The following is a 25,508-nucleotide window of genomic DNA, read 5'->3' as shown; positions in this document are numbered from 1 at the left end:
GGAAGGGGGAACGTCAGGAGCGCGGTGATCTTGGCGCCGGCTTCAACCATGTGGCCGACCGATCACGGCCAGGCAGCGGTAGCTCATGGTCAGGCGGCCTTGCTGCGCAAAGCGCGCGAACAGCTCGCCCAGGCGCTGGGTCAAGACCTGACCCTCCGCGCTGTCTCGGGCTGGGATGTAGGAGCGAGAGAACGCCAGGCTCAGCAAGCCCGCTGGATCCAGCTGGTGCTCGTGGTCCCAGTGTCGGCTGGCGGGCACGGGGCCTGCAAAGAAGGCGGCCAGACCGGCGCGCTCATGGAGATCGCCCTGGCGGTTCATATGCTGCTTTTGCGCCTGTCGGCGCGCGCCACCAAATTCGTCAAACAAGGCATCGAGCGCTTCTTGCGTGGGGTCTTCGCTGCGGCGGTCGTTCCAGATCAAGGCCACTTCGGCCTTGGGTTTGAGCAGGCGCAGGCATTCCCGCCGGGCGGCTCCGATCTCGAACCAGTGGAATGCCTGGGCGGCCGTGATCAGGTCGGCACATCCGCTGGGCAGGCCGGTGGCTTCGGCCGTGCCTGCGCTCGCCGCGAATCCGGCCTGTTGGCCCAGGCGCTGTACGGCCAGAGCCCGCATGTCCGCGCTGGGCTCCACCGCTGTCACGCGCAAGCCCTGTTGCAACAAGCCGGCCGTCAACTGCCCGCTGCCCGCGCCCAGATCCACCACATGGGCCTGTTGTGGACCCAGGCCCGCGCTCGCTGCCGGCAGCCGGTCGTGCAGGTGCAGCAGCAGCTCGGCAGGGTAGTTGGGGCGGGCGGCCAGATAGTCGCCCGCCTTGCTCGAGAACACCGCAGCCACGCCGCCGGCCTGGCTGCCGAAGCTCTCTTGCAAGGCTTGCTGGCGCTCGTGCGCGGCGGTCTCGCCGGGCATGGGGTGGGGTGCGGCTGCTGCGCTCATGTCGCGCTCCCTCTCTGGTGTTGCGGCTTTTCTGGTGGCGGCATTTTTACCGTTATTTCCGAGGCTCGGTTCGCAGGCCGCGCGGCGATGCTGTGGGCCTCATGGCCTGCCTTGCCTGCCCGAGTCCAGCCGGTTTGTACAGGCTTTGCTGCAACAGTCCCATGGCTAGAATGAATCCGAGAGGCTTGTACACGCTATGAAATTGATCGGTTCACTCACCAGTCCCTACGTTCGCAAAGTGCGCATCGTGATGGCCGAGAAAAAGCTCGACTATCAGTTCCTGCTCGAAGACGTTTGGGCCAGTGACGCCATTCTGAAGATGAATCCCCTGGGCAAGGTGCCCTGCCTGGTCATGGAAGGCCAGGACTCGATCACCGGCGCGGTGTTCGACTCGCGTGTGATCGTCGAGTACGTGGACACCCTGTCTCCCGTGGGCAAGCTGATTCCCGAGCGCGGCCGCGAGCGCACCGAGGTGCGCACCTGGGAGGCCCTGGCCGATGGCGTGCTCGATGCCTGCGTGGCCGCCCGGCTGGAAGAGCACTGGGCCGGCCGCACGCCCGAGCAGCGCAGCGCCGCCTGGGTTGAGCGCCAGATGGGCAAGGTCCACGCCGCCCTGGTGGCCATGAACCAGGGCCTGGGCGAGCGCGCCTGGTGCTCGGGCACGCATTTCTCGCTGGCCGACATCGCCGTGGGCTGCGCCCTGGGCTATCTGGATTTCCGCTTTCCCGCCCTCGACTGGCGCAGCGAGCACGCCCACCTAGCTCGCCACTTCGACAAGCTCAGCACCCGCCCGAGCTTTGTCGACACAGCGCCACCGGCCGCCTGACCGGCGCATTCGATTCAGGAACAACAAGGGCCTTGCAGATGCAAGGCCCTTTTTTCTTGCCCTGAGCGGGCATGGCTGTGGCTGGTGGTACTGGTTTGAAGCGGGCATGAAAAAGCCCCGCTTGAAGACAGTGCGGGGCTGGCTGCCTTGAGGCGCCGCATGCCCGAGGGCTGCGGCGCTGAGCGAGGCGAAGGACTTACTTGTTGCAGGTCTCCGACTGGGGCACGTTCTTGGAAACGGCCACCATATCGCGGATGTCGACCACGCCGTCGCCGGTGATGTCGGCGCGCGGGTCGAAGCCGGGCTGACCGACGCGCTTGCCCAGGGAGGCGCGCACGATGGACAGGTCGGCGCAGCTGATGCTGCCGTCACCGTTGGCATCGCCGTACAGCTTGATGCTGAAGTCGGCGTTGGAGACGTCAAAGAAGACGTTGTCCACGGCTTCCACCTTGATGCGGGCCTTCTCTGCGGCCAGCACCGGCAGGGTGACCGAGCGGCTGCCGTTGTTGGGCACGGCAGCGGCCAGCACATGCGGGTAGGTGTAGCCGCCGTCGGTGGACAGGCTGATCTTCACCTGGCTGGCGTTGACCGGTGCCACATCGGTGTTGGCCACGCTCCAGGTCACGGTGTAGGCCGTGCCGCTGTTCAGCTGTTGCGCCGTGTTGGGCCAGGTCACCAGGAAGGGGCCAGCATTGGGTGCCAGCACCAGCTGGGTGTTGGCGCTGCTGACACCACCGCGACCGTCACGTGCTGTCAGGCGGAAGTTCAGCGAGGCCGGGCTGGCGTTGGTGCCTGCGAAGCCGACGTACGCTGCCGTCGGCAGATACTCCGAGTAGCAGTCGATCTGTGCGCCCGTGGCGGTGCCGGAGACCGTCGGGCAGGCGCCGGTTTCGGCATTGGTGTTGTTGGCCAGGATCTGCGCCAGATCCGGGAACACCCGGGTCGGGTTGCTCGACACCAGGTTCTCGCCAGGCGAGTTGTACTTGACCGTGTCGGCTTCGGTGACCTCGGCGCGCAGGCCGAACTGGCGGAACAGCGGGCCATTGGTCTTGCCATTGGTCAGCAGTCCGGTGCCGGTGGCGGCGCCGCGGTCGTTTTGTTCCCACAGATAGGTCAGGGTGTCGCCTTCGGCATCGCTGGCGCTGCCGGTCAGGGCAAAGGGCGTGCGCACCGGGATGGTGTAGGCCGCCGGGGCGCTGACGACCGGCGCACTGTTGCCAGTGGCGCTTTGGTTGCCGCGGCGGTTGGTTTGACCGCCCGCTGCGATTTCACCTACGTAACCCGTCACACCGGCGGAGGCATTGACCAGCTCCACGGTGGGCAGGTTGGTGCCGGCCAGGGTGCCGCCGAAACTCAGTGTGAAGGCGTTGTCGGTCAGCGAGCTGACGGTGACGGTGCCGCCGCTGGGCCAGCCCGGCATGGATTCCAGCGCCGATTTGATGCCGGAGGTGGTGAAGTTGGTACCGCGGACGATGGCGGCCGAGGTGTTGCCGGCATAGCGCAGTTGGAATTGCAGGCCGTTGGCGTTGAAGCCGCGCAGCACGGCCATCTGGCTTTCGCTGATCACGGTTTCGGCGCTGGTCGTGTAGGCCATGATTTCATCGAAGCTGCGCTGCGACCAGTAGGCGTCGCTGTGCGGCTGCAGATTGTCGGTGCTGCAGATGCCTGCGTAGGCCATGATGGAGGAGCCGGAACCCGGCTCCACCGAGGTGCCTGGGTTGCGGTTGCCGCCGGTGCAGCTGCCGCTCACGCCGTTGAAGGTGTGGTTGCCGGCGAACTGGTGGCCCATTTCGTGAGCCACGTAGTCCACGGCGAACACGTCACCCACGGGTGTTGGCAGGCCCGTGCAGCCCTGTGCCTTGGCGCTGCCGCCAACCACGCCGAGGCTGGCGATGCCGCCACCGCCGGCGCCGACGCCGATGTGGCCGATGTCGAAGTTGCTGGCGCCCACAAGCAGACCGATGACCTGGCGCGTGCGCGTCAGGGTGGCCGAGGTGCAGCTGACGCTGGTCGAGGGGAAGCAGGCCGTGCCGCCGCAAGGACCGTTGGGGTCGGAGAACTGCGCGGCAGTGTTCAGGTTCAGTGCATCGTTGTTGGCGACCAGCACCAGACGGATCGCTGTCTCGTCTTCGTAGACCTGCGTGACGCGGTTGATCAGCGTGACCTTGGCGGCCGTCACATTGGCGGCGCCGTGGAAGTTGGCATAGCCGGGGTCAGACAACAGGGCCAGGCGGTAGGTGCGCAGCTGAGTGCCCGAGGCGGCCGTGGGGCTCTTCGACTCATCCACCACATGGTAGGCGGCGGTGGCGGTGGTGTGGCCGTCACTGGCGCTGACTTCGTAGGCACCGAGGTTGCGCGAAGGATCGGCTTGCACCGAGGTGCTCACCGTGCCTTCTTGATCGGCCACGACGGTCAGGGTCTGGCGGGCGCTGCTGTCGGTCTCGGGGTTGCGCACGGTGATGGTCACGGTGGCGCCAGGAACGAAGCCGAAGCCGCGCACTTCCACGGCATCGCCCGCATGGTAGAAGCCGCGGGTCAGGTCAATGTGCGCTTCATTCAGCAGGGGCTCGCGCAGGCTGTTGCTGGGCTTGGGCAGATCGCGGCTGTGATAGCTGGCGTAGACGCTGTCGTCCTGGTGGAAGTAGGGATCGATGTACCAGTTGCCCTTGGGCGTGCGCACCGAGGCGTGCAGGCCATGAGGTGTCATGTCCATGCGCACGGTGGCCTTGGGGTCATCGATGCCGCGGCCGGCGTAGGTCTTGATCTCGGGGTGCTTGTCGGCTAGGGCCTGCTCCATCACCGGCGATTCGACCAGGGTGAAGCGTTGGAAGCCGCCGTCGGGGTGCGGCAGGGAGATGGTCAGCGGGCTCAGCTGGCCGGCGGTGGTGCGCTCCAGCGGCGCGCCGGCCGCGAAGGCGGCCATGCCGTTGCGGTCCAGCGTGGTGGCGCGGAACTTGGTGGGCTGGACATAGGGCACAGCGCCCTTGGCCGAGACCTTGGCCTTGCTGACCTTGGCTTCTTGCCAGAAGGCGCCGGTGGGTTGGTTGGCGCTGGCGGTCAGGCCGCTGCTGCGAGCTGCCGGGGCGGCCAAAGCGGCGGGGGCGGCAATGGTGCCGGCCAAGGCCATGCTCAAGGCCAGGATGCTGCCGCGTTGGCGGCGGAGCTGGGAAGACGGAGGCAGTTTCATGTGGTGTCCTTTTTCGGGGCAAACTGGCTGGGGTTCGTGGGGGTGATGCGCGGGTGCGATCCACCTCGAAAACTCAGTAACGCAAGATTTCCGAGGACCGGCCATGCGACAGCCCGTGAACAAGTGCACGAAGATAGATGACAAGCTCTTGAGCTGTATAGAGGGTCAATCCTCATGAGTGTGCGTATGCGCCGGCCGGGTATGCCCTGGCGTTTGTGTCTGCTGGCCCTGTGTTGCGGCGTGGTGGCCGAAGGGGCGGCCGGGGCGGGAGAAGCCCCGCGCGATGGGGCCTCCCCCCCGATTCAGGTGATCACGCTGGAACGTGATTGCATGACTTGTGCGAATAGCAGCCGCTTGAGCCTGCATCGCAATGGCACAGCCAGGTTGACGCTGATCGGCAAGGCACGCTTGGGCGGCGTGGATCGACATTCGCGTGCCACATTGGCACGGGCGGACTTCGAGGCTCTGGTTGCCATGCTCGAGGAGCAGGGCTATTTCGCTCTGTCGGACAGCTACGACGATCCTGACACCCGCGATGGCGCCTGGGTGAACTGGCAGGTGGAGCGTGGTGTCGAAGTGAAACAGGTGTTCTGCCGCAGCGGTCTGGAGCCCGCCGCCTTGCTGCGCCTGGAGGCCGCCGTGCAGGCCCTGCAAGCGCGCCTGAACTTCAACCCTGAGCCTTGAACAAGGGGTGTGCGCACAGGGGCTGGGGAATCCCCCCGTATCGAAGCCCTCGCGCTGATGAAAGACTTCGGATCACGAAGAACGTCACGTTCCGTTCATCCCAATACAGTTCCGCCAGGGAGCGGTCGTGCTAGGCGAAGCCCCACCCAAGGGTACGAGCTGGTCGAACCTGCCAGAACAGTGGGCCCCAGGTCCGAGGAGAAATTGATGCTGATGAAGAAGATGAATTTGAAGAAAAGCGCCGCTGCAGCCCTGGTGCTGAGCGCCCTGGCCTCGCAGGCCTGGGCCGATCCCAGCGTGTCCATCGTCGCCACGCCGGACCCGGCCGTGCAGGGCTCGACCGTCGGCATCGACATCCTGGTCTCCGGCATCAGCGATCTTTACGGCTACCAGTTCAGCCTGAATTTCAATCCGGCCATCCTGCAAGTGCTGGGTGTGACGGAAGGCAGTTTCCTGAGCACGGCCGGTAGCACCTTTGGTAGCACTGGCACCATCGACAACACCGCGGGCCAGATCAGCTACATCGCCAACACCCTGCTCAGCGCCGTGCCCGGCGCCAACGGCAGCGGTGTGCTGGCGCACATCGATTTCAATGTGACGGCCGTGGGCAGCAGCGCGCTGAGCTTCTCGGACGCTCTGTTCCTGAACTCCAATCTGGGTGACATCACCGTGCAGCTGAACGGCCGCACCCTGGACACCGTGGCCGCCGTGCCGGAACCCTCGACCTATCTGATGCTGGCCGCTGGCCTCGTGGGCCTGGTGGCTTGGCGCCGCCGCCAGCCGGCCTGAGCTCCACTCCGCCGAGTCCGTAATGCGCCTTCGGGCGCATTTCTTTTTTGGGGCGCAGTACAGGCCCGGCGGCAGCGGGCCGAACGGGCCTTGGCCTAAACTTGCAGGCTTCTCCGCCACAAGCAGCAGGAAACCACCATGAACGCTCGCGACCCCTCCTTGCCCCTGCAGCCCGATCAGGCCAGCGCCCTGGGCGAGTTCGCCTCGCGCGTCTGGGATGAAGAGATCGTCCCGGCGCTGACCCAGTACATCGCCATCCCGGCCAAGAGCCCCATGTTCGATGCCGATTGGGCCGCCAACGGTCACATCGACAAGGTGCTGCGCGATGCCGCCAGCTGGGTGGAGAGCAAGAAAGTGGCCGGCCTCAAGCTGGAGGTGATCCGCCTGGAAGGCCGCACGCCGGTGATCTTCTTTGAAGTGCCCGGCACCAAGGCCGACTGCCAGGACACCATCGTCCTCTACGGCCACCTGGACAAGCAGCCCGAGTTCAATGGCTGGCGCAACGACCTCGGCCCCTGGACCCCCAAGTACGAAGACGGCAAGCTCTACGGCCGCGGCGGCGCCGATGACGGCTATGCCGTCTACGCCTCGCTGACCGCCATCATGGCGCTGGACAAGCAGGGCATCCCGCGCCCGCGCTGCGTCGGCATCATCGAGACCTGCGAAGAGTCGGGCTCCTACGACCTGCCGGCTTATATCGACGTGCTCAAGGAGCGCCTGGGCAATGTCTCCCTGGTCGTCTGCCTGGACTCCGGCGCCGGCGACTACAACCAGCTCTGGCTGACCACCTCGCTGCGCGGTATGGTCAGCGGCGTGCTCAAGGTCGAGGTGCTCAGCGAGGGCATCCACTCGGGCGATGCCTCGGGCGTGGTGCCGTCGTCCTTCCGCATCCTGCGTCAGGTCCTGGACCGCCTGGAGGATTCCAAGACCGGCCGCCTGCTGCCCGAGAGCTTCCACTGCGAGATCCCCGCGGCCCGCGTCGAACAGGCCCAGGCCACGGCCGCCATCCTCAAGGATGAGGTCTACAAGCGCATGCCCTGGGCCTGCGGGGCCGACGGCGGCCCGGTGCTGCCGATGACGGCCGAGCCGGTCGAGGTGCTGCTCAACCGCACCTGGCGCCCGACCCTGTCGGTGACCGGCGTGGACGGCTTCCCCGAGATGAAGAGCGCCGGCAATGTGCTGCGTCCCTTCACCGCCTTCAAGCTCTCGCTGCGCCTGCCGCCCCTGGTTGATGGCAATGAGGCGGCGCTGCGCCTCAAGGCCTTGCTGGAAGACAACGCGCCCTACAACGCCAAGGTCACCTTCGTGCCCGATGGCCGCGCCGGGGCCTACGGTGCCACCGGCTGGAACACGCCAGACCTCTCGCCCTGGCTCAGCCAGGCGCTCAACGAGGCCAGCGGGGCGCATTTCGGCGCGCCGGTCGGCTACATCGGCCAGGGCGGCACCATCCCGCTGATGAGCATGCTGCAAAAAGGCTTCCCGGCCGCGCAGATGGTGGTCTGTGGCGTGCTCGGCCCCAAGAGCAATGCCCATGGCCCGAACGAGTTCCTGCACGTGCCCTATGGCAAGCGCCTGACGGCCGCGGTGGCGCAGGTGATGGCGGCGCATCCGTGACTGGAGAGTGAATAGGTGAACAAGTGAAGAGGTGAATGGGGCACCATCGAGGCGTTCACCCGTTCACCCGTTCACCCGTTCACCCGTTCACCGCAAAGTAAAACCCGTATCCACCATCCCGCCCTGCAAGTCCTGCAGCAGATGGGTCAGCGGTGACAGCTGCACGTAGCGGGTGCTGACCTTGATGGCATAGGCAAACAGGCGCGGCAGGTCTTCGGCATAGCGCGGCTTGCCGTCGCGGTGCTTGAGGCGGCAGAACAGGCCGAGGATCTTGAGGTGGCGCTGCAGGCCGCACCACTCGACCTGGCGCCAGAACTCGCCGAAATCCTCGTTCACCGGCAGGCCGGCCTTGCGCGCCTGCTCCCAGTAGCGGATGGCCCAGTCCAGTTCCTGCTCTTCATCCCAGGAGATGAAGGCGTCGCGCAGCAGGGAGGCGAGGTCGTAGGCGATGGGGCCGCGCACCGCGTCCTGGAAGTCCAGGATGCCGGGGCTTTGTTCGCCACAGACCATCAGGTTGCGCACCATGTAGTCGCGGTGCATGGCCACTTGCGGCTGTTCCAGCATGTTTTGCACCAGCACCTGGCAGCTGTGCTCCCACCACTTCAGCTGGATTTCATTCCACTGCTGGCCGTACTCCTTTTGCACGCACCACTCGGCAAAGATCTGCAGCTCGCGGCGCACAAAGGCCTCGTCGTACACGGGCAGCAGGCGGGCGTCCATCTGCAGCTGCCACTGCACCAGGGCCTGGCTGGCGGCGCGCATCAGGGGCTGGATGCGGGCGCTGTCGCCCTCGGCCTGGGCCTGCAGCAGCACCGGCAGGTAGGTGCTGGTGCCCAGATCGCTGAGCAGCAAAAAGCCCTGGGCCTCGTCGGCCGCGATGACTTGGGGCGCATGCAGGCCATGGCCCGCCATCTCGGCGGCGATGCGCACAAAAGGCCGGACGTCGTTGGACTCGGGCGGCGCGTCCATGACGATGTAGCTGCGCCCCGCCGCGTCGTCCAGGCGCAGGTAGCGGCGCGAGCTGGCATCGGCATTGGCCTCGCGCAGGCTGGTGGGCTGCAGGCCGAGCTCGGTGGGCAGCTGCTTCAGCCAGCTCTGGAATGCGTCGCGGCGCTGCGGGTTGGGCCAGGCAATGGTGGTCATGGGGAGGGCGGCGCGCAGGGCGCGGGTCGGCGGTTGAAGGGCAGGGAGCGGCAGGGTGTCCGAACAGGCTTGGGCGGCGATACGGACCCGGGGCCTGCCGACCGAGGCCTGCCGCGGCAGGTGGCAGGCGGCGGCCTCATGGATAATGGATTTTACAAACCGCGAGCGCTGGCTCGGCGCCGGGCTTGCGAGCCGCCGTGCGCTGCCGGCTGCGCCGCGCCCCGATTCAGATTTCCTGCCATCACCTAACGACGCCTGCCGACGCTGTGCCGCGCCCCCTGTCCCTGAACCCTTCGACCCTGGCGGTCGCCCGTTGCTGGCCGCGTTGGGCCTGGCTTTGCCTGCCTGCGAGCCTGTGCTTGGGGGCCGGCGCGCAAGCGCAGGCCATCGAGCCGCCCCTGGCAGCCTCTGCTCCCAAAGCGTCGGCTGCGGGCGTCAAGCTGCGCCCGACCATGGTGCTGGGCAAGCGAGGCGCAGAGGGCGCTGAAGACGCCAGCCACAAGCCGGCCCTGGTGATGAGCGCACGCAGTGTCAGCACCCGCATCGACCAGGAGTCGGTGGCCGAGGGCGAGGCCGAGCTGCGCTACGGCGAGCTGCTGCTGCGGGCCGAGCGCCTCAGCTATGCCCAGGTGGATGATCTGGCGCGGGCCACGGGCGGAGTGGAGGTCAGCCGGGCGGGCAGTGTGTTCCGCGGCCCCGAGCTCAGCCTGTATGTGAACCGTTTCGAGGGTGAGTTTCTCAACCCCAGCTATTTCTTCTCGCAAACCGGTGGCAGCGGCCAGGCCGAGCGCCTGCGCTTCATCGACGCCAAGCACATGGTGGCCGAGGGCGGCAGCTACAGCAGCTGCCCGGTCGAAGAGGGGCAGCCGCAGCGCGCCTGGGAGATCAGCGCGCGCAGCCTGAGCATGGATTTCGAGGCCAATGAGGGCATCGCCACCGGCGCGGTGCTGCGTTTCTACGGCGTGCCCATCCTGCCGGCGCCCACCTTGAGCTTCCCGCTGGCCGGTCAGCGCAAATCGGGCTGGTTGCCGCCCAAGATCAGCTGGGACAAGCGCAGCGGCATCGAGATCGGCGTGCCTTACTACTGGAATATCGCGCCGCAGCGAGATGCCACGCTGATGCCTTTTGTGATGACGCGGCGTGGCGCCGGCCTGGACAGCGAATTCCGCTATCTCGAACCTCAGCATGCCGGCGAGCTGAACCTGGCCCTGCTGCCTTCCGACCGCCTGGCCAAGCGCTCGCGCTGGGCCTTTCATGTGCTGCAGGACGGCGAGCTGGGCATGAACTGGCGCTACCGTGTGCGCGCCGAACATGTCTCCGACGACGATTACTGGAAAGACCTGCCCGAGCGCATCAAGAGCCAGACCCAGCGCCTGCTGCAGGCCGATGTGCAGGTGGACCGCCGCCGCGAGTGGTCCTGGGGCGAGGCCCATGCCTACGCCCGTGTCCAGCATTGGCAGACCCTGCAGGGCCTGGATCCGCTGACCCGATTTGATTCGCCTTACCAGCGTTCGCCGCAGATCGGCTTGCGCCTCAACACGGCGGCCGATGACTCCGTGCTCGACGGCTTCCGCCCCTGGGGGCGCAAGGCCCGGATCGAAGGCGCGGTGGAGTTTGAGTACAACCGCTTTGATTTGCCATCCTCGGCTCCCGCCAGCCAGGTGCGAGCCGGTGGCCAACGTGTCCATCTGCTGGCTCATGCCAGCGCGCCCATGGGCGGCGCGGCTTGGTGGTTGATCCCGCGTGTGGAGCTCAATGCGGCGCAGTACCTGCTCGACCAGCCCGGCACGAACGGCCTGCGCTCGACCGGCCGCTCGGTGCCCACCTTCAGCCTCGACCATGGCTGGATCTTTGAGCGCGAGACCCGTTTGTTCGGCCGTGCATTGACGCAGACCCTGGAGCCGCGCCTGCTCTACGTCAACACGCCGTACCGGGCACAGGACCATTTGCCGCGCTTCGACTCGGCCGCCAAGGATTTCAACTTCGATTCCATCTACACGGCCAATCAGTTCTCGGGCATCGACCGCGTATCGGACGCCCACCAGCTGACGGCCGGAGCGACCAGCCGCTGGGTCAACTCTAACGAGGGCGATGAAGTTTTGCGCCTGGGCCTGGTGCAGCGTTTCCAGTTCCGCGACCAGCGCATCACGCCGGACAACGTGCCGATCAAGCAGCGTTTCTCCGACCTGCTTTTGCTGGGTGCGGCCCACCTGAACCCGAAGTGGTGGCTGGATGGCGCCCTGCAGTTCAACTCCGACACCGGCCGCTCCGAGCGGGCCGTGCTGCGCGCCCGCTACTCGCCCGGCACCTTCCAGACCGTCAGCGTGGCCTACCGCTTGGCACGTCAGCAGAGTGAGCAGGTTGAGCTGGCCTGGCAATGGCCGCTGTTCGGCAAGGCCTCACGCGGCGCTGGCGGCAGCAGCTGCTCGGGAGCCTGGTACAGCGCCGGCCGCATCCAGTACAGCCTGCGCGACCGCCGTTTGACCGACTCGGTGCTGGGCTTTGAGTACGACGCCGGCTGCTGGGTCTTGCGCGTCGGCGCAGAGCGCCTGTCCACCGGACGCGCCGAAACGAACACGCGCTTGATGCTGCAGATGGAGCTGGTGGGCTTGTCCCAACTGGGCTCCAATGCGCTCAAGGTCTTGAGGGACAATATTCCCGGTTACCGACGACTGAGCTCTGAGCGCTCGGCAAGCACTGAAGCCACCTATGACTGAACTGTCGATTCGATCCATTTCTCTTGCGCTTGCTCTGCTGTCGGCGAGTCTGCCCGGCGTGGCGCAGAACCGCGCAGCCGATCTCAAGCCCGGCGACTACATCGCCGTGGTGGTGAACCAGGACGTGGTGGCGGCCAGCGAGGTCATCCAGCGCAAGGCCCGCTTGCGCGAGGAAGCACGCCAGCGTGGCGACCGCATGCCCGATATGGATGCCCTGCACAAGCAGGCGCTGGAGGCCATGATCGAAGACCGGGTGCTGGTCACTTTCGCGCGCGAAACCGGCGCCAGGGTTGATGAGGCGGAGCTGGACCGTGTGGTGGGCAATGTCGCGGCTCAGAACAAGCTGACCATGCCTCAGCTGTTGGAGCGACTCAAAGCTGACGGCCTGGATTTCCGCACTTTCCGCGAGAACCTGCGCGACCAGCTGATGACCGAGCGAGCCCGCGAGCGCGAGGTGCCGGCCCGCATCCGAATCACCGATGGGGACATCGATGCCTACCTTGACAAGCGGCGCGAGCAGCTGACCACCTCGGGCCAGCTCAATCTGGCCCAGATCCTGGTGTCCGTGCCCGAAGGCGCCCCTGAAGCCGTGGTGGCTGAGCGGCGGGCTCGTGCCGAGGCCGCCGCTGCCCGCGTGAAGGCCGGCGAGGACTTTGCCAAGGTGGCCAAGGAAATCTCTGAGGATGGCAACAAGCAACTCGGTGGTGAGATTGGCTTGCGTCCGGCCGACCGTCTGCCCGATGTTTTTGTACAGCAGGTCAAGGGTTTGAAGACCGGAGAGGTGTCCGACTCCCTGCTGCGCAGCGGCGCAGGCTTCCATTTGCTCAAGGTGGTGGAGCGCCAGGGTGCCGAGTCGCTCAACTCCATCGTGCAAACCCGGGTTCGCCATGTGCTGCTGCGCCCCTCGGCGCAGCTGACGCCCGAAGTGGCGGCCCGCCGTCTGGCTGAGTTCAAGCGCGCCATCGAATCCGGCCGCACCAGCTTTGAGCAGGTGGCCAAGGACAATTCGGAAGATGGCAGCGCTGCCGACGGTGGCGACCTGGGCTGGATGGCGCCGGGCGTGCTCGTGCCGGAGTTCGAGCAGGCCATGAATGCCCTGCCGTTGGGCGGCCTGTCTGAGCCGGTGCAGTCGCGTTTCGGCCTGCACCTGATCCAGGTGCAAGAGCGCCGCACCGTGCAGATCGAGCCCAAGCAGCTGCGCGAGCAGGCCAAGGCGGCCCTGCGTGAAAGCAAGTACGAAGAGGCCTACCAGGAGTGGATCAAGGAGCTGCGCGCCCGCGCCTACGTCGAAGTGCGCGAGTGGCTGGACTGATCGCCGGTCGCCCCTCCCTGACGACCGATTGATTGAACGATCACCGACGAAGGCGCTTCGAGAACTTCATGGCCCAACACATCGCCCGCAAGCGCTTTGGTCAGCATTTCCTGACTGACGTCCACATCATCGAGTCCATCTGCGACGCCATCGACCCACAGGCCGGGGAGGCCCTGGTCGAGATCGGCCCGGGCCTGGGCGCCATGACCCTGCCTTTGCTGGAGCGCATCCCGTCCTTCAGTGTGATCGAGCTGGACCGCGACCTGGCCGCCCGCCTGCGGCAGCGCCCCGGTCTGGATGTGATCGAGTCCGATGTGCTGAAGGTAGATTTCGCGGCCCTGGCGGCAGCCAAGGGCCAAAAGCTGCGCGTGGTCGGCAATCTGCCCTACAACATTTCCACGCCCATCCTGTTCCACCTGCTCGGCGCGGTCGACCATGTGGTCGACCACCACTTCATGCTGCAAAAAGAAGTGGTGGACCGCATGGCCGCCTCGCCCGGCTGCAAGGACTACGGCCGCCTGACGGTGATGCTGCAGTGGCGCTACGCCGTCGAGGCGGTGTTCGATGTGCCGCCCGAGGCCTTCGACCCGCCGCCGCGCGTGATGTCGGCCATCGTGCGCATGCAGCCCTACGCCCAGCCGCCTGCCATCGACACCGCTTTGATGGGCGAGATGGTGGCCGCTGCCTTCTCGCAGCGCCGCAAGCTGCTGCGCCACAGCCTGGGCGTCTGGCTGACGTCACGCGGCTTCAGCGGCCATTTCGACCTGCAGCGTCGGGCCGAAGAGGTGCCGGTGGCGGAGTATGTGGATCTGGCTCGCCAGCTGTCCAAGCCCGCCTGAGCTTTGGCCCACGGCGAGACGCCGACCATAAAAAAAAAGGAGCCCAGGGGCTCCTTTTTTGTGACCGGACGCTGCGTGAGCAAGTCCGGTCTTGCGTACTTTGATGTCGCTCAGGCGGCGCTCAGCCACATGGCGGTGTCGAAGGCGCTGCTCATCATCGGCATGTTCATTCCGAAGTTGGCATTGGCTGCCGCCTTGGAATTCTTCGCGGCCGGCTTGGCTGCAACGCTGGAGGCCTCTTCAGCAGCCCGCTCCCATGACCCGTTTTCTTGGGAGCGGGCTACTGAAAAGAATAGAAGCACCTGAACTGGACTTTTCGGTCGCCCCAGTAATCGGCGGCTTCTCGGAAGACATCGAGCAACTGCTCGCGCGCTTCGCGGTCGAATTTGGAGTTGTCGGGCAGCTGTTCCAGCACCACGACAAAGCCAGGCTGGGCGCCCGACTTGTGAACCAGATCGGTCATGCAGTCATGCAGCGCGTCCAGGTTCTTGCCGAAGTGGGCGGGGAACAGGAAGGCCTGGGCGATGGCTTCCAGCACATCCTGCTTGGACTGTGCCTCGCTCAGATTGGCGTACAGAAAATGCTGGCCAGCATCCTGTGCGGCGTGCATCAAGTCCTCTACGCGGTAGGCCCGTATGGCCTGCACGATATTGGGACGGACGGTCTGCAAAAGCATGGTCGCGATCCTCCTATATAGTCACAGAACTTTTTATCGCCGCCGGCTCGCTGCAGGGTTTCAAGGCTGGACGCGCTTGAAACTGCTGTAGTGGTCGTCGGTGTAGTAGCAAACATCAGGACGCGTTGGGGGCAAACCGCCACAGACCAGACGTCGGGCGCCGCGATTGCGGGCACCGGGCGTGCGGACGGTGTACTCGTGGTAGTAGCCCCGGGCCTGGCGCGGCAAGATGCGCTCGCGGTTGCCGAACACGGTGCCGTCTTTTTCGTAGGGGAAGGGGCCCCCGGCGAGTATCAGACGGTGCGTGGTTTGGGCTTCGCGGGGCAAGGCCGTCAAGGCCACCGATTCCAGTGACGGATTCGGCGAGGCGACCGGTTCTTTGGCCTGCACTTGAGAGCTGATCGACGCAGCAGCGAGCAAAATCGCTGCGAGGCCAGAGTTGCGCCAAGTGGGCCGCCGAGGCAGCCAAGAGAGCAAAGACACGGGTTTACCCTGTTCCTGAAAGCATGATGGTACCGAAACCGCCCGAAAACCTCAAGCGGGCAGCTCGGGGATGGCCGGGTTCAGAGCGTTTGTGAGTGTGTACACACAGCTGCGGAGCCCCGCAAATTTCCATCAGTTTGACGTGTCAAAAACCCCTGGTGAGTTCTCACAAACTTTTGTAAAAAGTCGCGTGACAGGGCGCTGAGCGGCGCGCGTTTCAGGGCTTTCCCCTGCCCGAGTTGGGCTGTGCGCGCCAATTTGGTGCGTGCTTGGTGTCGATTTCCGGCGCGTGCGCAGGTGCGCTCCGGCCCGGCGTCGCGCCGCAGTGCCTCGGAGGGTTCGCGCTGGGCCGGGCGTTGGCAGCCGCGGCCTGGCTTGGGTCTGCTCGGGTCGGCGCTCAGCGCGCCGCGTTGGCATCGGCCACGGTGAGCGCGGTCATGTTGACGATGCGGCGCACGGTGGCCGAAGGCGTCAGCACATGAACCGGCTTGGCCGCGCCCAGCAGCACCGGGCCGATGGCGATGCCGCCGCCGGCCGCAGTCTTCAGCAGGTTGTAAGCGATATTGGCTGCATCAATATTGGGCAGCACCAGAAGATTCGCTTCGCCGCTGAGCGTGCTGCGCGGCATGGTAGCGGCGCGGCTGACCGGGTCCAGGGCGGCGTCGCCATGCATCTCGCCGTCCACTTCCAGCCAGGGGGCTTGCTCGTGCAGCAGGGCCAGGGTCTGGCGCATCTTCAGCGCGCTGGGGTGGTCGCTGGTGCCGAAGTTGGAGTGTGAAAGCAAAGCCACCTTGGGCTGAATGCCGAATCGCACCATTTCCTCGGCGGCCATCACGGTGATTTCGGCCAGTTGCTCGGCCGTGGGGTCGTAGTTGACGTGGGTGTCGACCAGAAACACCTGGCGACCCGGCAGCATCAGACCGTTCATGCAGGCATAGACGGGCACGTCCTGCGGGGTGCGCGGGCAGCCGCCTACATGCTTGCCGATCACCTGATCGATGTAGTGCAGATGGTTGGCCGTCGTGCCCCAAGTGCCGCAGAGCATGCCGTCGACTTCACCCTTGTGCAGCAGCATGGCGCCGATCAAAGTCAGGCGGCGACGCATCTCGATCTTGGCCACTTGCACCGTCACGCCCTTGCGCTCGGTCATCTGGTGGTAGGTCTGCCAGAAGTCGCGGTAGCGGTGATCGTTCTCGACATTGACGACGTCGTAGTCGCGCCCCTCTTGCAGGCGCAGGCCGAAGCGCTCGCAGCGCTCGGCGATCACGGCCGGGCGACCGATCAGGGTGGGGCGGGCCAGGCCCTCGTCCACCACCACTTGCACCGCGCGCAGGATGCGCTCCTCTTCACCCTCGGCATAGGCCACGCGCTTGTTCAGCGCCCGCTTGGCCACATTGAAGATGGGCTTCATGGTGGTGCCGGAGGCGTAGACAAAGCTCTGCAGCTTCTCGCGGTAGGCGTCCATATCGGCGATGGGTCGCGAGGCCACACCCGAGGTCTGCGCCGCCAGGGCCACGGCCGGCGCGATCTTCATCATCAGGCGCGGGTCGAAGGGCTTGGGGATCAGGTATTCGGGGCCGAAGCTCAGATTGGCGCCGGCGTAGGCGGCCGCCACCACCTCGCTCTGCTCGGCCTGGGCCAGCTCGGCAATCGCGCGCACGGCAGCGATTTCCATCTCGTCATTGATGGTGGTCGCGCCGCAGTCCAGGGCGCCGCGGAAGATGTAGGGGAAGCACAGGACGTTGTTGACCTGGTTCGGGTAATCGGTGCGGCCGGTGGCCATGATGGCGTCGTCGCGCACCGCCTTCACTTCCTCGGGCAGGATCTCGGGCGTCGGGTTGGCCAGGGCGAAGATCATGGGCCGTGCGGCCATCTTGGCGACCATGGCGGGCTTGAGCACGCCGCCGGCCGACAGGCCCAGGAAGACATCGGCGCCTTCGATGGCGTCGCTGAGCGTTCGCTTGTCGGTCTTTTGGGCGAAGCCGGCCTTGTCCGGGTCCATCAGCTCCACGCGGCCCTCGTACACCAGGCCGGCCAGGTCGGTCACCCAGATGTTTTCCTTGGGCAGGCCCAGCTTGACCAGCAGGCCCAGGCAGGCCAGGGCCGCGGCACCGGCGCCCGAGGTCACCAGCTTGACCTGCTTGATGTCCTTGCCCAGCACCTGGAGGCCGTTCAGGAAGGCCGCGCCTACCACGATGGCCGTGCCGTGCTGGTCGTCGTGGAAGACGGGGATCTTCATGCGCTCGCGCAGCTTGCGCTCGACGTAGAAGCAGTCCGGCGCCTTGATGTCTTCGAGGTTGATGCCGCCGAAGGTGGGTTCCAGTGCAGCAATGATGTCGACGAGCTTGTCGAGGTCGTTCTCCTGGATTTCCAGATCGAAGACGTCGATGCCGGCGAACTTCTTGAACAGCACACCCTTGCCTTCCATCACCGGCTTGGAGGCCAGCGGGCCGATATTGCCCAGGCCCAGCACCGCGGTGCCGTTGGTGACCACGGCCACCAGATTGCCGCGCGAGGTGTAGCGGAAGGCATTGGCTGGGTCGGCCACGATCTCTTCGCAGGCAAAGGCCACGCCGGGCGAGTAGGCCAGGGCCAGGTCACGCTGATTGACCAACTGCTTGGTCGCGGCGATCGCCACTTTGCCCGGGGTCGGGAACTCGTGGTACTCCAGCGCCGCTTGACGCAGCTGTGCGGATTTCTGTTCGGTGGTGGGCATGGTGCTGGCTTTCTTGGGCATTCGCGAGGAATCCGCCCCTGCTGCTGCCGCGAGCCGCAGGCAAAACGGTCGGCGATTGTAGGAGTCTCGTCCGGGAGAAGTGTGCGGGCATTTGCGGGCCCCGGGATACGCGAAACTGCGCATCTCGACGGGCGGTGCAACCGGGATACTCCCGCAAGCCCATGCTTGTACGCATTTCTCGATGCCCGGACCACTTGTGCGGGCTTGGCCGATCCAGGAGCGGCAGCGCTTGAACGACACCCCCCACCTCCATCCTCCGCTCGCTGCTGCCGGCCGGCCGACCGCCGAAGCGTCCGCGGCGCGCGATGTGGCGGCTCGGCCCTGGAGCTGGCGCCGCGCGGTGCTCTGGGGGGCGCTGATCACCTTGGTGGTGGTGGCGCAAGGCCTCTTGGTCGCGCTGACCCTGAGCTACGAGGACGCGCGCGCGCAAGAGCATGTGGACCAGGTGGCGGCCGAGGTGGCGGCCCGGGTCAAGCAACTGGCCGGTCAGGATTTGCAAGGCCTGCAAGCCCTGCTCTGGCAGGAGCAGCAACCCCAGACCAGCGCGCCGCGCCGCCTCAACGACGCGGCCGAGCTGCTGCGCCGCACCCGCACCCTGCTGCGCATCGAGTTCCGTGACGCCAAGCTGCAGGTGCTGGACGCGGCCGAATCGCCCTACGTCTCGCCCCTGTTCCGCCAGCTGGCGCGCGGTCAGATGCAGCTGGAAACCGAGCTGGCCTGCGCCGCCGCTCAGCGCCAGGGCACCCAGCTCTACTCACGCAGCTATTTCGTCCCCTTGCCCGACGGCGAGGGCCTGGAGGTGGTGGATCTGTGCTTGCCGCTGATGCGCGCCGGCGTCTTGCAGTCGCATCTGGTGGCCACGCTGAGCCTGCGCCATCTGCTGGAAGAAGCCGTCACGCAAGACCTGGCACGCGGGCATGAGCTCAGCTTTGTCGAGGGTGACGGCACCCGGCTGGCGCGCACCGGCCTGGCGCGCGGTGCCGGCATCTATCTGGCCGAGCGCCTGGTCGATCTGCCGGGCCTGACCCTGCAGCTCAAGGTGGACGCCACCACCGGCCGGCCCAAGCTCATTCCCAACCTGGCCACCGCCTTGGTGCTGGGCCTGTCGCTGAGCCTGTTCGCCCTGCTGCTGCTGCTGGCGCGCGATGGCCGGCGGCGCGCGGTGGCCGAGTCGGCGCTGGCGGAATCGCTGGCCTTTCGTCATGCCATGGAGAACTCGCTGATCACCGGCCTGCGCGCCCGCACCATGGCCGGCAGCATCAGCTATGTGAACCCGGCGTTTTGCGCCATGGTGGGCTTCAAGGCCGAGGAGCTGCTGGGACGCGGTGCGCGGCCCGACCTGCCGGACGACACGCCGCCTTACTGGCCGCCCGAGTTTGTCGACGAGTACCGCCGCCGCCATGCCGACCGCAGCGCCCGCTGGAAGGCCGACAACAGCCCCGGCGGCCAGGACCCGCGCCAGGGCTTCGAAACCGTCTTCATGCGTCGCAATGGCGAGCGCTTCCCGGTGTTGATCTTCGAGGCGCCTCTGCTTGACGCTCAGGGCCAGCAGACCGGCTGGATGAGCGCCGTGCTCGATGTCTCCGACCAGCGCCGCATGGAAGAGCGCTCGCGCCAGCAGCAGGAGCGATTGCAGGCCACGGCCCGCCTGGCTACCGTGGGCGAAATGGCGTCCCTGCTCAGCCACGAGCTGAACCAACCCCTGGCCGCCATCGCCAGCTATGCCACGGCTTCGGTCAATTTGCTGGCCCAGGAGTCGGCCGACCCGCAGGCCCCGGATCTGGTGCGCCAGGCCGTCTTGCGCATTGCCGAGCAGGCCGAGCGTGCCGGCCGCGTGATCAAGAGCGTGCATGACTTTGTGCGCCGCCGCGAGCAGGCGCGCGAGGACATCGGCGTCGACCTGCTGTTCGAGGCCGTGCTCCCCCTGGTGCGCCTGCAGGCGCGCAAGAGCGGCACCCGCATCGAGCTGGACCTGCCCCAGCCCAGCCCGCGCGTGCGCTGCGACCGCACCATGGTCGAGCAGGTGCTGCTCAACCTCAGCCGCAATGCCATCCAGGCCATGGAAGACCGCACCGCGCCGGCCCTGCGGGTGCTGACCTTGCGCGCGGCCGTGGTGGACGCATCCTGGGTCAGCATTTCGGTGCTGGACCGCGGCCCGGGCATTCCGCCCGAAGTGGGCCGCCAGCTCTACACCCCGTTTTTCACCACCCGCGCTGAGGGCATGGGCCTGGGCCTGAGCCTCTGCCGCACCGTGGTGGAGCAACATGGCGGGGCCATGGACTATTTCAATCGCGAAGCCCCCGGGGGCACCGAGTTCCGTTTCAGCCTGCCCAATGCTGGCCATGCAAGCAAGGCGGCCCCAGCGCGCACGCCAGGAGAATCGACGCCATGAGCATGACAGCCCATCACAACAGCGGCCGCAAGCTGCCTGTGGTTTATCTGGTCGACGATGAAGAGGTGGTGCGCGACGCCCTGGGCTGGTTGCTGCGCTCGCGCCGCCTGCTGTCCGAGGGTTTCGGCAGCGCCGAGGCCTTCGAGGCCATGCTCGATGCCCGGCCCGACCAGGCGCGTGACTGGCCCGATGCGCCGTCCTGCCTGCTGCTCGATGTGCGCATGCCCGGCATGAGCGGCCTGGCCCTGTTCGAGCGTCTGCTGCAGCGCGGTCTGTGCGGCGGCCTGGATCAGGGCGTGGTGCAGCCGCCGCTGCTGCCGGTGATCTTCCTGACCGGCCACGGCGATGTGCCCACGGCCGTGGCTGCGGTCAAACGCGGTGCTTTTGATTTCGTGGAGAAGCCGTTTTCGGACAACGGCCTGGTCGACCGCATCGAGCAAGCCCTGGCCTTGAGCGGCCAGGCGATCGAGGCGCGTCAGCAGCGCGGCCAGATGGCCCAGCGCGTGGCCGAGCTGACCGAGCGCGAGCGCGAGGTGATGCAGCTGGTCATCCAGGCCCTGCCCAACAAGCTGATCGCCGACCAGCTGCACATCAGCGTGCGCACGGTCGAGGTGCACCGGGCGCGGGTGTTCGAGAAGATGAACGTCAAGTCAGCGGTGGAGCTGACCAATCTGCTGCGCGAACTCTGAGCCGCGCGATGCGCCTCAAGGCCGGGTGCTGCTGGGGCTCAGGCTGAGGCGATCCAGGCGCGGGCTGGTCTGGGTCAGGCCCGGCTGGCGCGCGCCGCCGATGGCGTAGAGCTGGCCGTTCAGGCTCAGCACGCCCAGGCCGTGGCGCGGCTCGGGCATCTCTCCCATCACCTGCCAGCGGCCCTCCTTGAGCGCGCGGCATTGCACCTGCCCCAGCATGCCGCCGCCGTTCTCGGCGGTCTCGCCGCCCACGCTGCAGATCAGCGGCTGGTCTGCACCGCCGAGCAGGCCCACGCCATGGGCGGCCTGGGCAAAGGCCAGCGGCGCCTCGGCCTGCCAGCGGCCGCTGGCCGCGTCGAGGCGGTGAACGCTGCGCAGATTGGCGCCGTTGTACTGGCGGCCGCCGATCAGCCAGGCCTGTTCGCCCGTCACCAGGGCGGCCGCACTGCTCTTGAGCTCGGGCCCGTCGGCCAGGGCGCGCCAGCGGTCCGCCTTGGCGTCGTAGACCCAATGCCAGGCCACATCGCCATGGTCACCCCACTGCGCATTGGCCTCGCCGCGCGGGCTGCGCCCGCTGACCAGATGGATCTGGCCTTGCTGCACAAAAGCGGTGGATTCGGTCAAGGCCTGCGGCAGGGCGCCCAGGCGCTGCCAGCGCGCGCTGCCATCGTCCAGGCGCAGCACCTCGCGGCTGGCGCACCAGTCGCTGCCCGCGCAGCGCACAAAGCCGCCGATCAGGTAGAGGCTCTGGCCCAGACTCAGCAGCTGCGCATGGTGGCGGCCCTCGGGCAGGCGGGGCCCCAGGCTCCAGCGGCCGCTGGCCGGGTCGTAGATCTGCAGCGCATCGCTGAGATGGCCTTGTGCGGCCGGCAGCTCGCTGCTCAAGCCGCCCGCCACAACCAGGCGCCCGCCATGCACCGCCGGGTAAATCTCCTGCACGCCGATGGGCATGGGCGCCAGGGTCTCCCAGCGCAAGCTGGGCGCCGCGGTGCCAGAGGCCTGGGCCAGGCCGCTGAGGATCAGCGTCAGCGCAGATCCGATGACACGCAAGCCGTGAGCACGCTGTGGTTTCATGGTGGGTCCCTCTCCTCGATGCACTGTCGTCCGTGGGAATGGGGCACTAGCTTTCCATGAACTGCAGCCCCGGGCGGGGCGCAGCATAGCGCAGCGTGGGGGCTGTGCGATCAGGAAAACAGCGCTTCGGCGCAGGCGCGTGCGCGCTGCGGAACGCTGCCCGCCAGGGCCACGGCCGGGCGCGGTCGGTTCGGCTGCAGCAGGCCTTCGAGCACCGCCTGCACCTGGGCCGGCGTGACCGCTTGCAGCTGGGCCATGGCCTCCGTGGCATCGCGCAGTTGGCCGAAGTGGAACAGCTCCTGGGCGGCGCCCTCCATGCGCCGCGCCGGCTGCTCCAGCGCGCGCAGGGCACGCATCTGCAGCTGCTTGCGGGCGCGCGCCAGGGCCACCGGGTCCAGCGGGCCATCGGCCTGGCGCTGCAGCAGTTGCTGCACGGCCTGCAAGAACTCTTCGGCCTGGGCCGGCGCGGTGGCGCCCTCGATCAGGAACTGGCCGTAGAGCGGCAGGATGTCGGCCGAGCAGGCCACGTGGTAGGCCAGGCCGCGGCGCTCGCGGATCTCATCCAGCAGGGGCGAGCTCATGCCCTCGCCCAGCAGTGAGGCGGCCAGCACATGGGGCAGGTGCTCGGCGCCGTCCAGGCGATCGCCCAGGCTGGGCGCGTCGAAGCCCAGCAAGACCTGGCACTGGCCGCTGCCAGCCAGGCGCCGGGCCTTGAGCCCGCCCTGCCAGGGGGGCGCCGTCAGGGCATTGGGCTGGCCGGTGGGCATGGCGCCGAAGGCGCGTTCCACCCGCCGGGTGAAGGCCTCGCCGTCCACCGGCCCGGCCACCGCCACCACCACATTGCAGGCGGTGTACTGGGCCTGGGCGTAGGCCAGCAAGTCCTCGCGGCTGAAGCGCAGGATGTTGGCGCGGCTGCCGATGATGGGGCGGCCGGCGGCATGGCGGGCGCCGTAGCAGGCGCGGTCCAGCAGCTGGAAGGCGACGCTGGTCGGGTCGTCCTCGAACTCGCTGAACTCCTGTTCGATCACGCGCCGCTCACGTTCCAGCTCCTCGGCCGGGAAGCTGCTGTTGAGCACGATGTCGGCCAGCCAGTCGACAAAGGCCGGCAGATCGCCCGGCAGGCCTTCGATGTGAAAGGCCGTGTGGTCCTTGTCGGTGTGGGCATTGACCTCGGCGCCCAGGGCCTCGGCATCGAGGTTGATGCGCTGGCAGTCGCGCGTGGCCGTGCCCTTGAAGGCCATGTGCTCGACCACATGGCTGATGCCGTTCAGGCGCGCGCTCTCGTGCAGGCTGCCGGTGCGGATGAACACGCTCAGGCTGACCGTTTGGCGCCAGGGCATGGGGATGGTGACCGTGCGCAGGCCGTTGGCCAGGGTGGCGAGGCGCGGTGCCTGCGCAGCGTGCAGGGCAAGGGGCGAGGAGGGCGAGACAGACATCCGTTGGCAAAAGGGGCAGGCAAAAACAAGCGGGACCCGTGGCGGGCAAGTCCGCAGTGTCGCCGACTTGCCCGGTTTCCGCTGGCCCCGGTCGCTTGGATTCAAGCCGCAGGCCGAAGTACGAGGATCTCGGCCAGGCTGGGCAGGGGCACCCGCTCGCACAGGCGCAGACCGGCCTGTTCGAACAGGGCCTGCCATTCACGCAGGCTGCGCTCGCGGCCCTCGGTGCAGACGGCCATCTGCAGGTCCATGCCGGCAATCGCCAGGCCCGGATGCTGCTCCGGCCGCACCACCTCCATCACCAGCACCGTGGCGCCGGCCGGGGCGGCGGCCTGGGCCACGCCGCGCAGCAGCTGCAGCGCGTCGGCGTCCGGCAGGCCGTGCAGCAGCGCACTCAGCCAGTAGACCTCGGCCGCGCTGCGGGCCGCGGGCGGCGGCTCCTGGCGCAGGTCGGCCGCGAGGAAGCGCAGGCGCTCGCGGGCGCGCAGGCGCTGCGGCTCGGTCTCTCCCGCGGCCAGCAGCTGCGCGGCGCGCACCGTGGCCGGGCGGTCCACCACGGTGGCATGCAGGCGCGGGTGCTGCATCAGCAGGGTCAGTGCCTTGTCGCCGACGCTGCCGCCAAGGTCGATCAGGTGCTCGAAGCGCTGCCAGTCCAGGGCGTGCACCCAGGGCGCGCCGGTCAGGCCCTCGACCTGGGCCATGGCACGGGCGAAGGCGTGCTCCAGCGCGGGCTGTCGCTCCATGTGCTCGAACAAGGGGCGGCCGTGGCTCAGGGCGTAGGCGCAACGCCCTTGCCGCAGGGCCGGGCCCAGGCTGTCGAACCAGGCGGCGCGCATCTCGGGCCGCTGGTGCAGCAAGACCAGCTCGCGCACGCTGTCGGGCCGGCCGGCACGCAGCGGCGCCGAGCCCTTGTTGTTGCGCCACTGGCCGGGGCGCGGTTCCTCGAACACGCCCAGGGCGGCCAGCACACGCAGCAGACGCTGCAGCAGCTCGGGCGCTGCCTGGCAGCGCGCGGCCAGGGCTTCGATGGGCAGGGTGGCCTCACCCAGCTGCTCGGCCACATCGAGCTCGGCCGCCAGGCCCAGGGCGCGCGATTGCCAGTAGGCCGAGCCAATCTGCACCAGGCGAAAAGGCGCGGGTGTCAGGCCGGCAGTCCAGGCTTGCAGGCCTTGCACAGCCCGCATGAGGCGGGCGAACAAGCGCGCGGCGCGCGCCGGGCCGGGGCGGGCCAGGCGGGACGCTTGCGCAGAGGTTGTGGCGGCGCTCATGGGCCGGCCTCCGTCGCGGCGGCCACACGGCCGGTGGACAGGCCGGCGCTGAGCAGGCGGCCATTGAAGGCGGCCAGGGCGTCCAGAAAGCTGGCGTCCATGGGGCGCTCCATCTGCTCCTCAAACAACTCGCGCAGCAGCAGCGGTGTCATGGCCAGGCTGACAAAGGCCATGCGCACCAGATCGGGGTCCAGGTCGGCCAGGGCCAGGCCTTGCTGCTTGAGGCCTTGCACGCGCTGGGCGCCGCGTTGCCGGCCGCGCTCCAGCAGCTGTTGCACAAAGCGCCGGCCCGGGCCCTGGCGCAAGGCCAGCACGCGCAGGATCAGGCGCGGAAACTCGGGCGCACGCAGCATGGTGTCGTAATAGAGCTTGAGGTAGGCGCCAAAGCCTTCGGGCGTGGCCAACAGGTCCTGATCCAGCACCTCCAGCAGCGGGTTCAGGGTGGCGCGGATCATCTCTTCGTACAGCCCCTCCTTGCTGCCGAAGTAGTAGCGGATCATGGAGACATTGGCCTGCGCCAGCTCGGCGATGCGGCGGGTGCTGACCTGGTGGTAGTCCTCGGTCAGAAAGCAGGTCTTGGCGGCGCGCAGCAGGCGCTCGCGCACGGGGCTGACCTCGGCTTCGGGCTTCTGGGCCTCAGGCGCGGCGGGGTGGGAAGAGGGGGGGTGTTTCATGCCTGCATTCTTGGTGCGGCCCGGGCTGCCGGGGC

20 protein-coding genes are annotated in these 25,508 nt (G+C 67.5%); 10 read left to right on the top strand and 10 right to left on the bottom strand.

The window, feature by feature from the left end; all coding sequences use genetic code 11:
* Positions 1 to 42: 42 nt before the first annotated feature.
* A complete protein-coding gene (locus AC1Q6P_RS11935) occupies positions 43 to 933 on the bottom strand; it encodes a class I SAM-dependent methyltransferase (RefSeq protein ID WP_171827161.1) in 891 nt (296 codons plus the stop codon).
* Positions 934 to 1,129: 196 nt separating this feature from the next.
* Between AC1Q6P_RS11935 and AC1Q6P_RS11930 the strand changes: the two genes are divergently transcribed.
* The gene (locus AC1Q6P_RS11930; RefSeq protein WP_102768460.1) at positions 1,130 to 1,759 is read left to right on the top strand and encodes a glutathione S-transferase family protein; all 630 of its coding nucleotides are present in this window, start codon (positions 1,130 to 1,132) and stop codon (positions 1,757 to 1,759) included.
* 196 nt (positions 1,760 to 1,955) lie between these two features.
* On the opposite strand, the gene AC1Q6P_RS11925 is transcribed toward AC1Q6P_RS11930, so the two are convergent.
* Positions 1,956 to 4,946 carry a reprolysin-like metallopeptidase gene (locus AC1Q6P_RS11925; protein WP_492664760.1) on the bottom strand — a complete coding sequence of 997 codons (2,991 nt, stop codon included), beginning with the start codon at positions 4,944 to 4,946 and terminating at the stop codon, positions 1,956 to 1,958.
* Positions 4,947 to 5,276: 330 nt separating this feature from the next.
* On the opposite strand from AC1Q6P_RS11925, the gene AC1Q6P_RS11920 reads away from it, so the two are divergent.
* From AC1Q6P_RS11920 to AC1Q6P_RS11910, 3 genes are all read left to right on the top strand, one after another.
* On the top strand, positions 5,277 to 5,630 hold the full coding sequence (locus AC1Q6P_RS11920; RefSeq protein ID WP_171827159.1) for a hypothetical protein: 354 nt from the start codon (positions 5,277 to 5,279) through the stop codon (positions 5,628 to 5,630).
* A gap of 207 nt (positions 5,631 to 5,837) precedes the next feature.
* The gene (locus AC1Q6P_RS11915) at positions 5,838 to 6,419 is read left to right on the top strand and encodes a cohesin domain-containing protein (RefSeq protein ID WP_492664761.1); all 582 of its coding nucleotides are present in this window, start codon (positions 5,838 to 5,840) and stop codon (positions 6,417 to 6,419) included.
* Between the two features lie 138 nt (positions 6,420 to 6,557).
* Positions 6,558 to 8,033 carry a M20 family metallopeptidase gene (locus AC1Q6P_RS11910; RefSeq protein WP_492664762.1) on the top strand — a complete coding sequence of 492 codons (1,476 nt, stop codon included), beginning with the start codon at positions 6,558 to 6,560 and terminating at the stop codon, positions 8,031 to 8,033.
* An 87-nt stretch (positions 8,034 to 8,120) separates the two neighbouring features.
* Here AC1Q6P_RS11910 and AC1Q6P_RS11905 read toward each other — a convergent pair whose 3' ends face one another.
* Positions 8,121 to 9,176, bottom strand: a complete 1,056-nt coding sequence (locus AC1Q6P_RS11905; protein ID WP_492664763.1) for an aminoglycoside phosphotransferase family protein — start codon at positions 9,174 to 9,176, stop codon at positions 8,121 to 8,123.
* A gap of 266 nt (positions 9,177 to 9,442) precedes the next feature.
* Between AC1Q6P_RS11905 and AC1Q6P_RS11900 the strand changes: the two genes are divergently transcribed.
* From AC1Q6P_RS11900 to AC1Q6P_RS11885, 4 genes are all read left to right on the top strand, one after another.
* Positions 9,443 to 11,893, top strand: coding sequence for an LPS-assembly protein LptD (locus AC1Q6P_RS11900; RefSeq protein WP_492664764.1), 2,451 nt, complete (start codon positions 9,443 to 9,445; stop codon positions 11,891 to 11,893).
* Positions 11,886 to 13,205 carry a peptidylprolyl isomerase gene (locus AC1Q6P_RS11895; RefSeq protein WP_492664765.1) on the top strand — a complete coding sequence of 440 codons (1,320 nt, stop codon included), beginning with the start codon at positions 11,886 to 11,888 and terminating at the stop codon, positions 13,203 to 13,205. Before AC1Q6P_RS11900 ends, AC1Q6P_RS11895 begins: the two co-directional genes overlap by 8 nt.
* Positions 13,206 to 13,273: 68 nt before the next feature.
* Positions 13,274 to 14,044: a 16S rRNA (adenine(1518)-N(6)/adenine(1519)-N(6))-dimethyltransferase RsmA gene (gene rsmA, locus AC1Q6P_RS11890; RefSeq protein ID WP_492664766.1), complete on the top strand. Its 771-nt coding sequence runs from the start codon at positions 13,274 to 13,276 to the stop codon at positions 14,042 to 14,044.
* Positions 14,045 to 14,119: 75 nt separating this feature from the next.
* Positions 14,120 to 14,350 carry a hypothetical protein gene (locus AC1Q6P_RS11885; protein WP_492664767.1) on the top strand — a complete coding sequence of 77 codons (231 nt, stop codon included), beginning with the start codon at positions 14,120 to 14,122 and terminating at the stop codon, positions 14,348 to 14,350.
* Here AC1Q6P_RS11885 and AC1Q6P_RS11880 read toward each other — a convergent pair.
* The 3 genes from AC1Q6P_RS11880 to AC1Q6P_RS11870 all read right to left on the bottom strand — a co-directional run bounded on the left by AC1Q6P_RS11880 (position 14,325) and on the right by AC1Q6P_RS11870 (position 17,919).
* Complete coding sequence (locus AC1Q6P_RS11880; RefSeq protein ID WP_102768452.1) at positions 14,325 to 14,720, bottom strand: barstar family protein; 396 nt, start codon at positions 14,718 to 14,720, stop codon at positions 14,325 to 14,327. The two genes, AC1Q6P_RS11885 and AC1Q6P_RS11880, sit on opposite strands and share 26 nt — an antisense overlap.
* Positions 14,721 to 14,780: 60 nt before the next feature.
* Complete coding sequence (locus AC1Q6P_RS11875) at positions 14,781 to 15,110, bottom strand: guanyl-specific ribonuclease (RefSeq protein ID WP_492664768.1); 330 nt, start codon at positions 15,108 to 15,110, stop codon at positions 14,781 to 14,783.
* Positions 15,111 to 15,600: 490 nt separating this feature from the next.
* Positions 15,601 to 17,919 carry an NADP-dependent malic enzyme gene (locus AC1Q6P_RS11870; protein WP_171827155.1) on the bottom strand — a complete coding sequence of 773 codons (2,319 nt, stop codon included), beginning with the start codon at positions 17,917 to 17,919 and terminating at the stop codon, positions 15,601 to 15,603.
* Positions 17,920 to 18,247: 328 nt separating this feature from the next.
* Between AC1Q6P_RS11870 and AC1Q6P_RS11865 the strand changes: the two genes are divergently transcribed.
* Positions 18,248 to 20,332 carry a sensor histidine kinase gene (locus AC1Q6P_RS11865; protein WP_492664868.1) on the top strand — a complete coding sequence of 695 codons (2,085 nt, stop codon included), beginning with the start codon at positions 18,248 to 18,250 and terminating at the stop codon, positions 20,330 to 20,332.
* Positions 20,333 to 20,334: 2 nt separating this feature from the next.
* A complete protein-coding gene (locus AC1Q6P_RS11860; protein ID WP_102768449.1) occupies positions 20,335 to 21,021 on the top strand; it encodes a response regulator transcription factor in 687 nt (228 codons plus the stop codon).
* A gap of 15 nt (positions 21,022 to 21,036) precedes the next feature.
* Here the strand turns inward: AC1Q6P_RS11860 and AC1Q6P_RS11855 are convergent, their stop codons facing one another.
* From AC1Q6P_RS11855 to AC1Q6P_RS11840, 4 genes are all read right to left on the bottom strand, one after another.
* Positions 21,037 to 22,095, bottom strand: coding sequence for a Kelch repeat-containing protein (locus AC1Q6P_RS11855; RefSeq protein WP_492664769.1), 1,059 nt, complete (start codon positions 22,093 to 22,095; stop codon positions 21,037 to 21,039).
* Positions 22,096 to 22,205: 110 nt separating this feature from the next.
* Positions 22,206 to 23,531: a M16 family metallopeptidase gene (locus AC1Q6P_RS11850; protein WP_492664770.1), complete on the bottom strand. Its 1,326-nt coding sequence runs from the start codon at positions 23,529 to 23,531 to the stop codon at positions 22,206 to 22,208.
* 101 nt (positions 23,532 to 23,632) lie between these two features.
* Positions 23,633 to 24,799 (bottom strand): methyltransferase, encoded by a 1,167-nt coding sequence (locus tag AC1Q6P_RS11845; protein ID WP_492664771.1) that lies wholly within the window; start codon positions 24,797 to 24,799, stop codon positions 23,633 to 23,635.
* Complete coding sequence (locus tag AC1Q6P_RS11840) at positions 24,796 to 25,473, bottom strand: TetR/AcrR family transcriptional regulator (protein ID WP_102769648.1); 678 nt, start codon at positions 25,471 to 25,473, stop codon at positions 24,796 to 24,798. Before AC1Q6P_RS11840 ends, AC1Q6P_RS11845 begins: the two co-directional genes overlap by 4 nt.
* Positions 25,474 to 25,508 lie beyond the last annotated feature (35 nt).

Source organism: Roseateles sp. GW835-FHT13E02, from assembly GCF_058794035.1.
Note: the sequence above shows the minus strand (reverse complement) of the source record. Positions and strands in the feature narration are given on the sequence as shown.

Bases quoted from the DNA above. Each gene is read 5' to 3' on its own strand.
- rsmA (WP_492664766.1), top strand. From the start codon at position 13,274: ATGGCCCAACACATCGCCCGCAAGCGCTTTGGTCAGCATTTCCTGACT.
- AC1Q6P_RS11915 (WP_492664761.1), top strand. From the start codon at position 5,838: ATGCTGATGAAGAAGATGAATTTGAAGAAAAGCGCCGCTGCAGCCCTG.
- AC1Q6P_RS11855 (WP_492664769.1), bottom strand. From the start codon at position 22,095: ATGAAACCACAGCGTGCTCACGGCTTGCGTGTCATCGGATCTGCGCTG.
- AC1Q6P_RS11845 (WP_492664771.1), bottom strand. From the start codon at position 24,799: ATGAGCGCCGCCACAACCTCTGCGCAAGCGTCCCGCCTGGCCCGCCCC.
- AC1Q6P_RS11905 (WP_492664763.1), bottom strand. From the start codon at position 9,176: ATGACCACCATTGCCTGGCCCAACCCGCAGCGCCGCGACGCATTCCAG.
- AC1Q6P_RS11930 (WP_102768460.1), top strand. From the start codon at position 1,130: ATGAAATTGATCGGTTCACTCACCAGTCCCTACGTTCGCAAAGTGCGC.
- AC1Q6P_RS11925 (WP_492664760.1), bottom strand. From the start codon at position 4,946: ATGAAACTGCCTCCGTCTTCCCAGCTCCGCCGCCAACGCGGCAGCATC.
- AC1Q6P_RS11880 (WP_102768452.1), bottom strand. From the start codon at position 14,720: ATGCTTTTGCAGACCGTCCGTCCCAATATCGTGCAGGCCATACGGGCC.
- AC1Q6P_RS11895 (WP_492664765.1), top strand. From the start codon at position 11,886: ATGACTGAACTGTCGATTCGATCCATTTCTCTTGCGCTTGCTCTGCTG.
- AC1Q6P_RS11870 (WP_171827155.1), bottom strand. From the start codon at position 17,919: ATGCCCACCACCGAACAGAAATCCGCACAGCTGCGTCAAGCGGCGCTG.
- AC1Q6P_RS11935 (WP_171827161.1), bottom strand. From the start codon at position 933: ATGAGCGCAGCAGCCGCACCCCACCCCATGCCCGGCGAGACCGCCGCG.
- AC1Q6P_RS11850 (WP_492664770.1), bottom strand. From the start codon at position 23,531: ATGTCTGTCTCGCCCTCCTCGCCCCTTGCCCTGCACGCTGCGCAGGCA.
- AC1Q6P_RS11910 (WP_492664762.1), top strand. From the start codon at position 6,558: ATGAACGCTCGCGACCCCTCCTTGCCCCTGCAGCCCGATCAGGCCAGC.
- AC1Q6P_RS11860 (WP_102768449.1), top strand. From the start codon at position 20,335: ATGACAGCCCATCACAACAGCGGCCGCAAGCTGCCTGTGGTTTATCTG.
- AC1Q6P_RS11920 (WP_171827159.1), top strand. From the start codon at position 5,277: ATGACTTGTGCGAATAGCAGCCGCTTGAGCCTGCATCGCAATGGCACA.
- AC1Q6P_RS11840 (WP_102769648.1), bottom strand. From the start codon at position 25,473: ATGAAACACCCCCCCTCTTCCCACCCCGCCGCGCCTGAGGCCCAGAAG.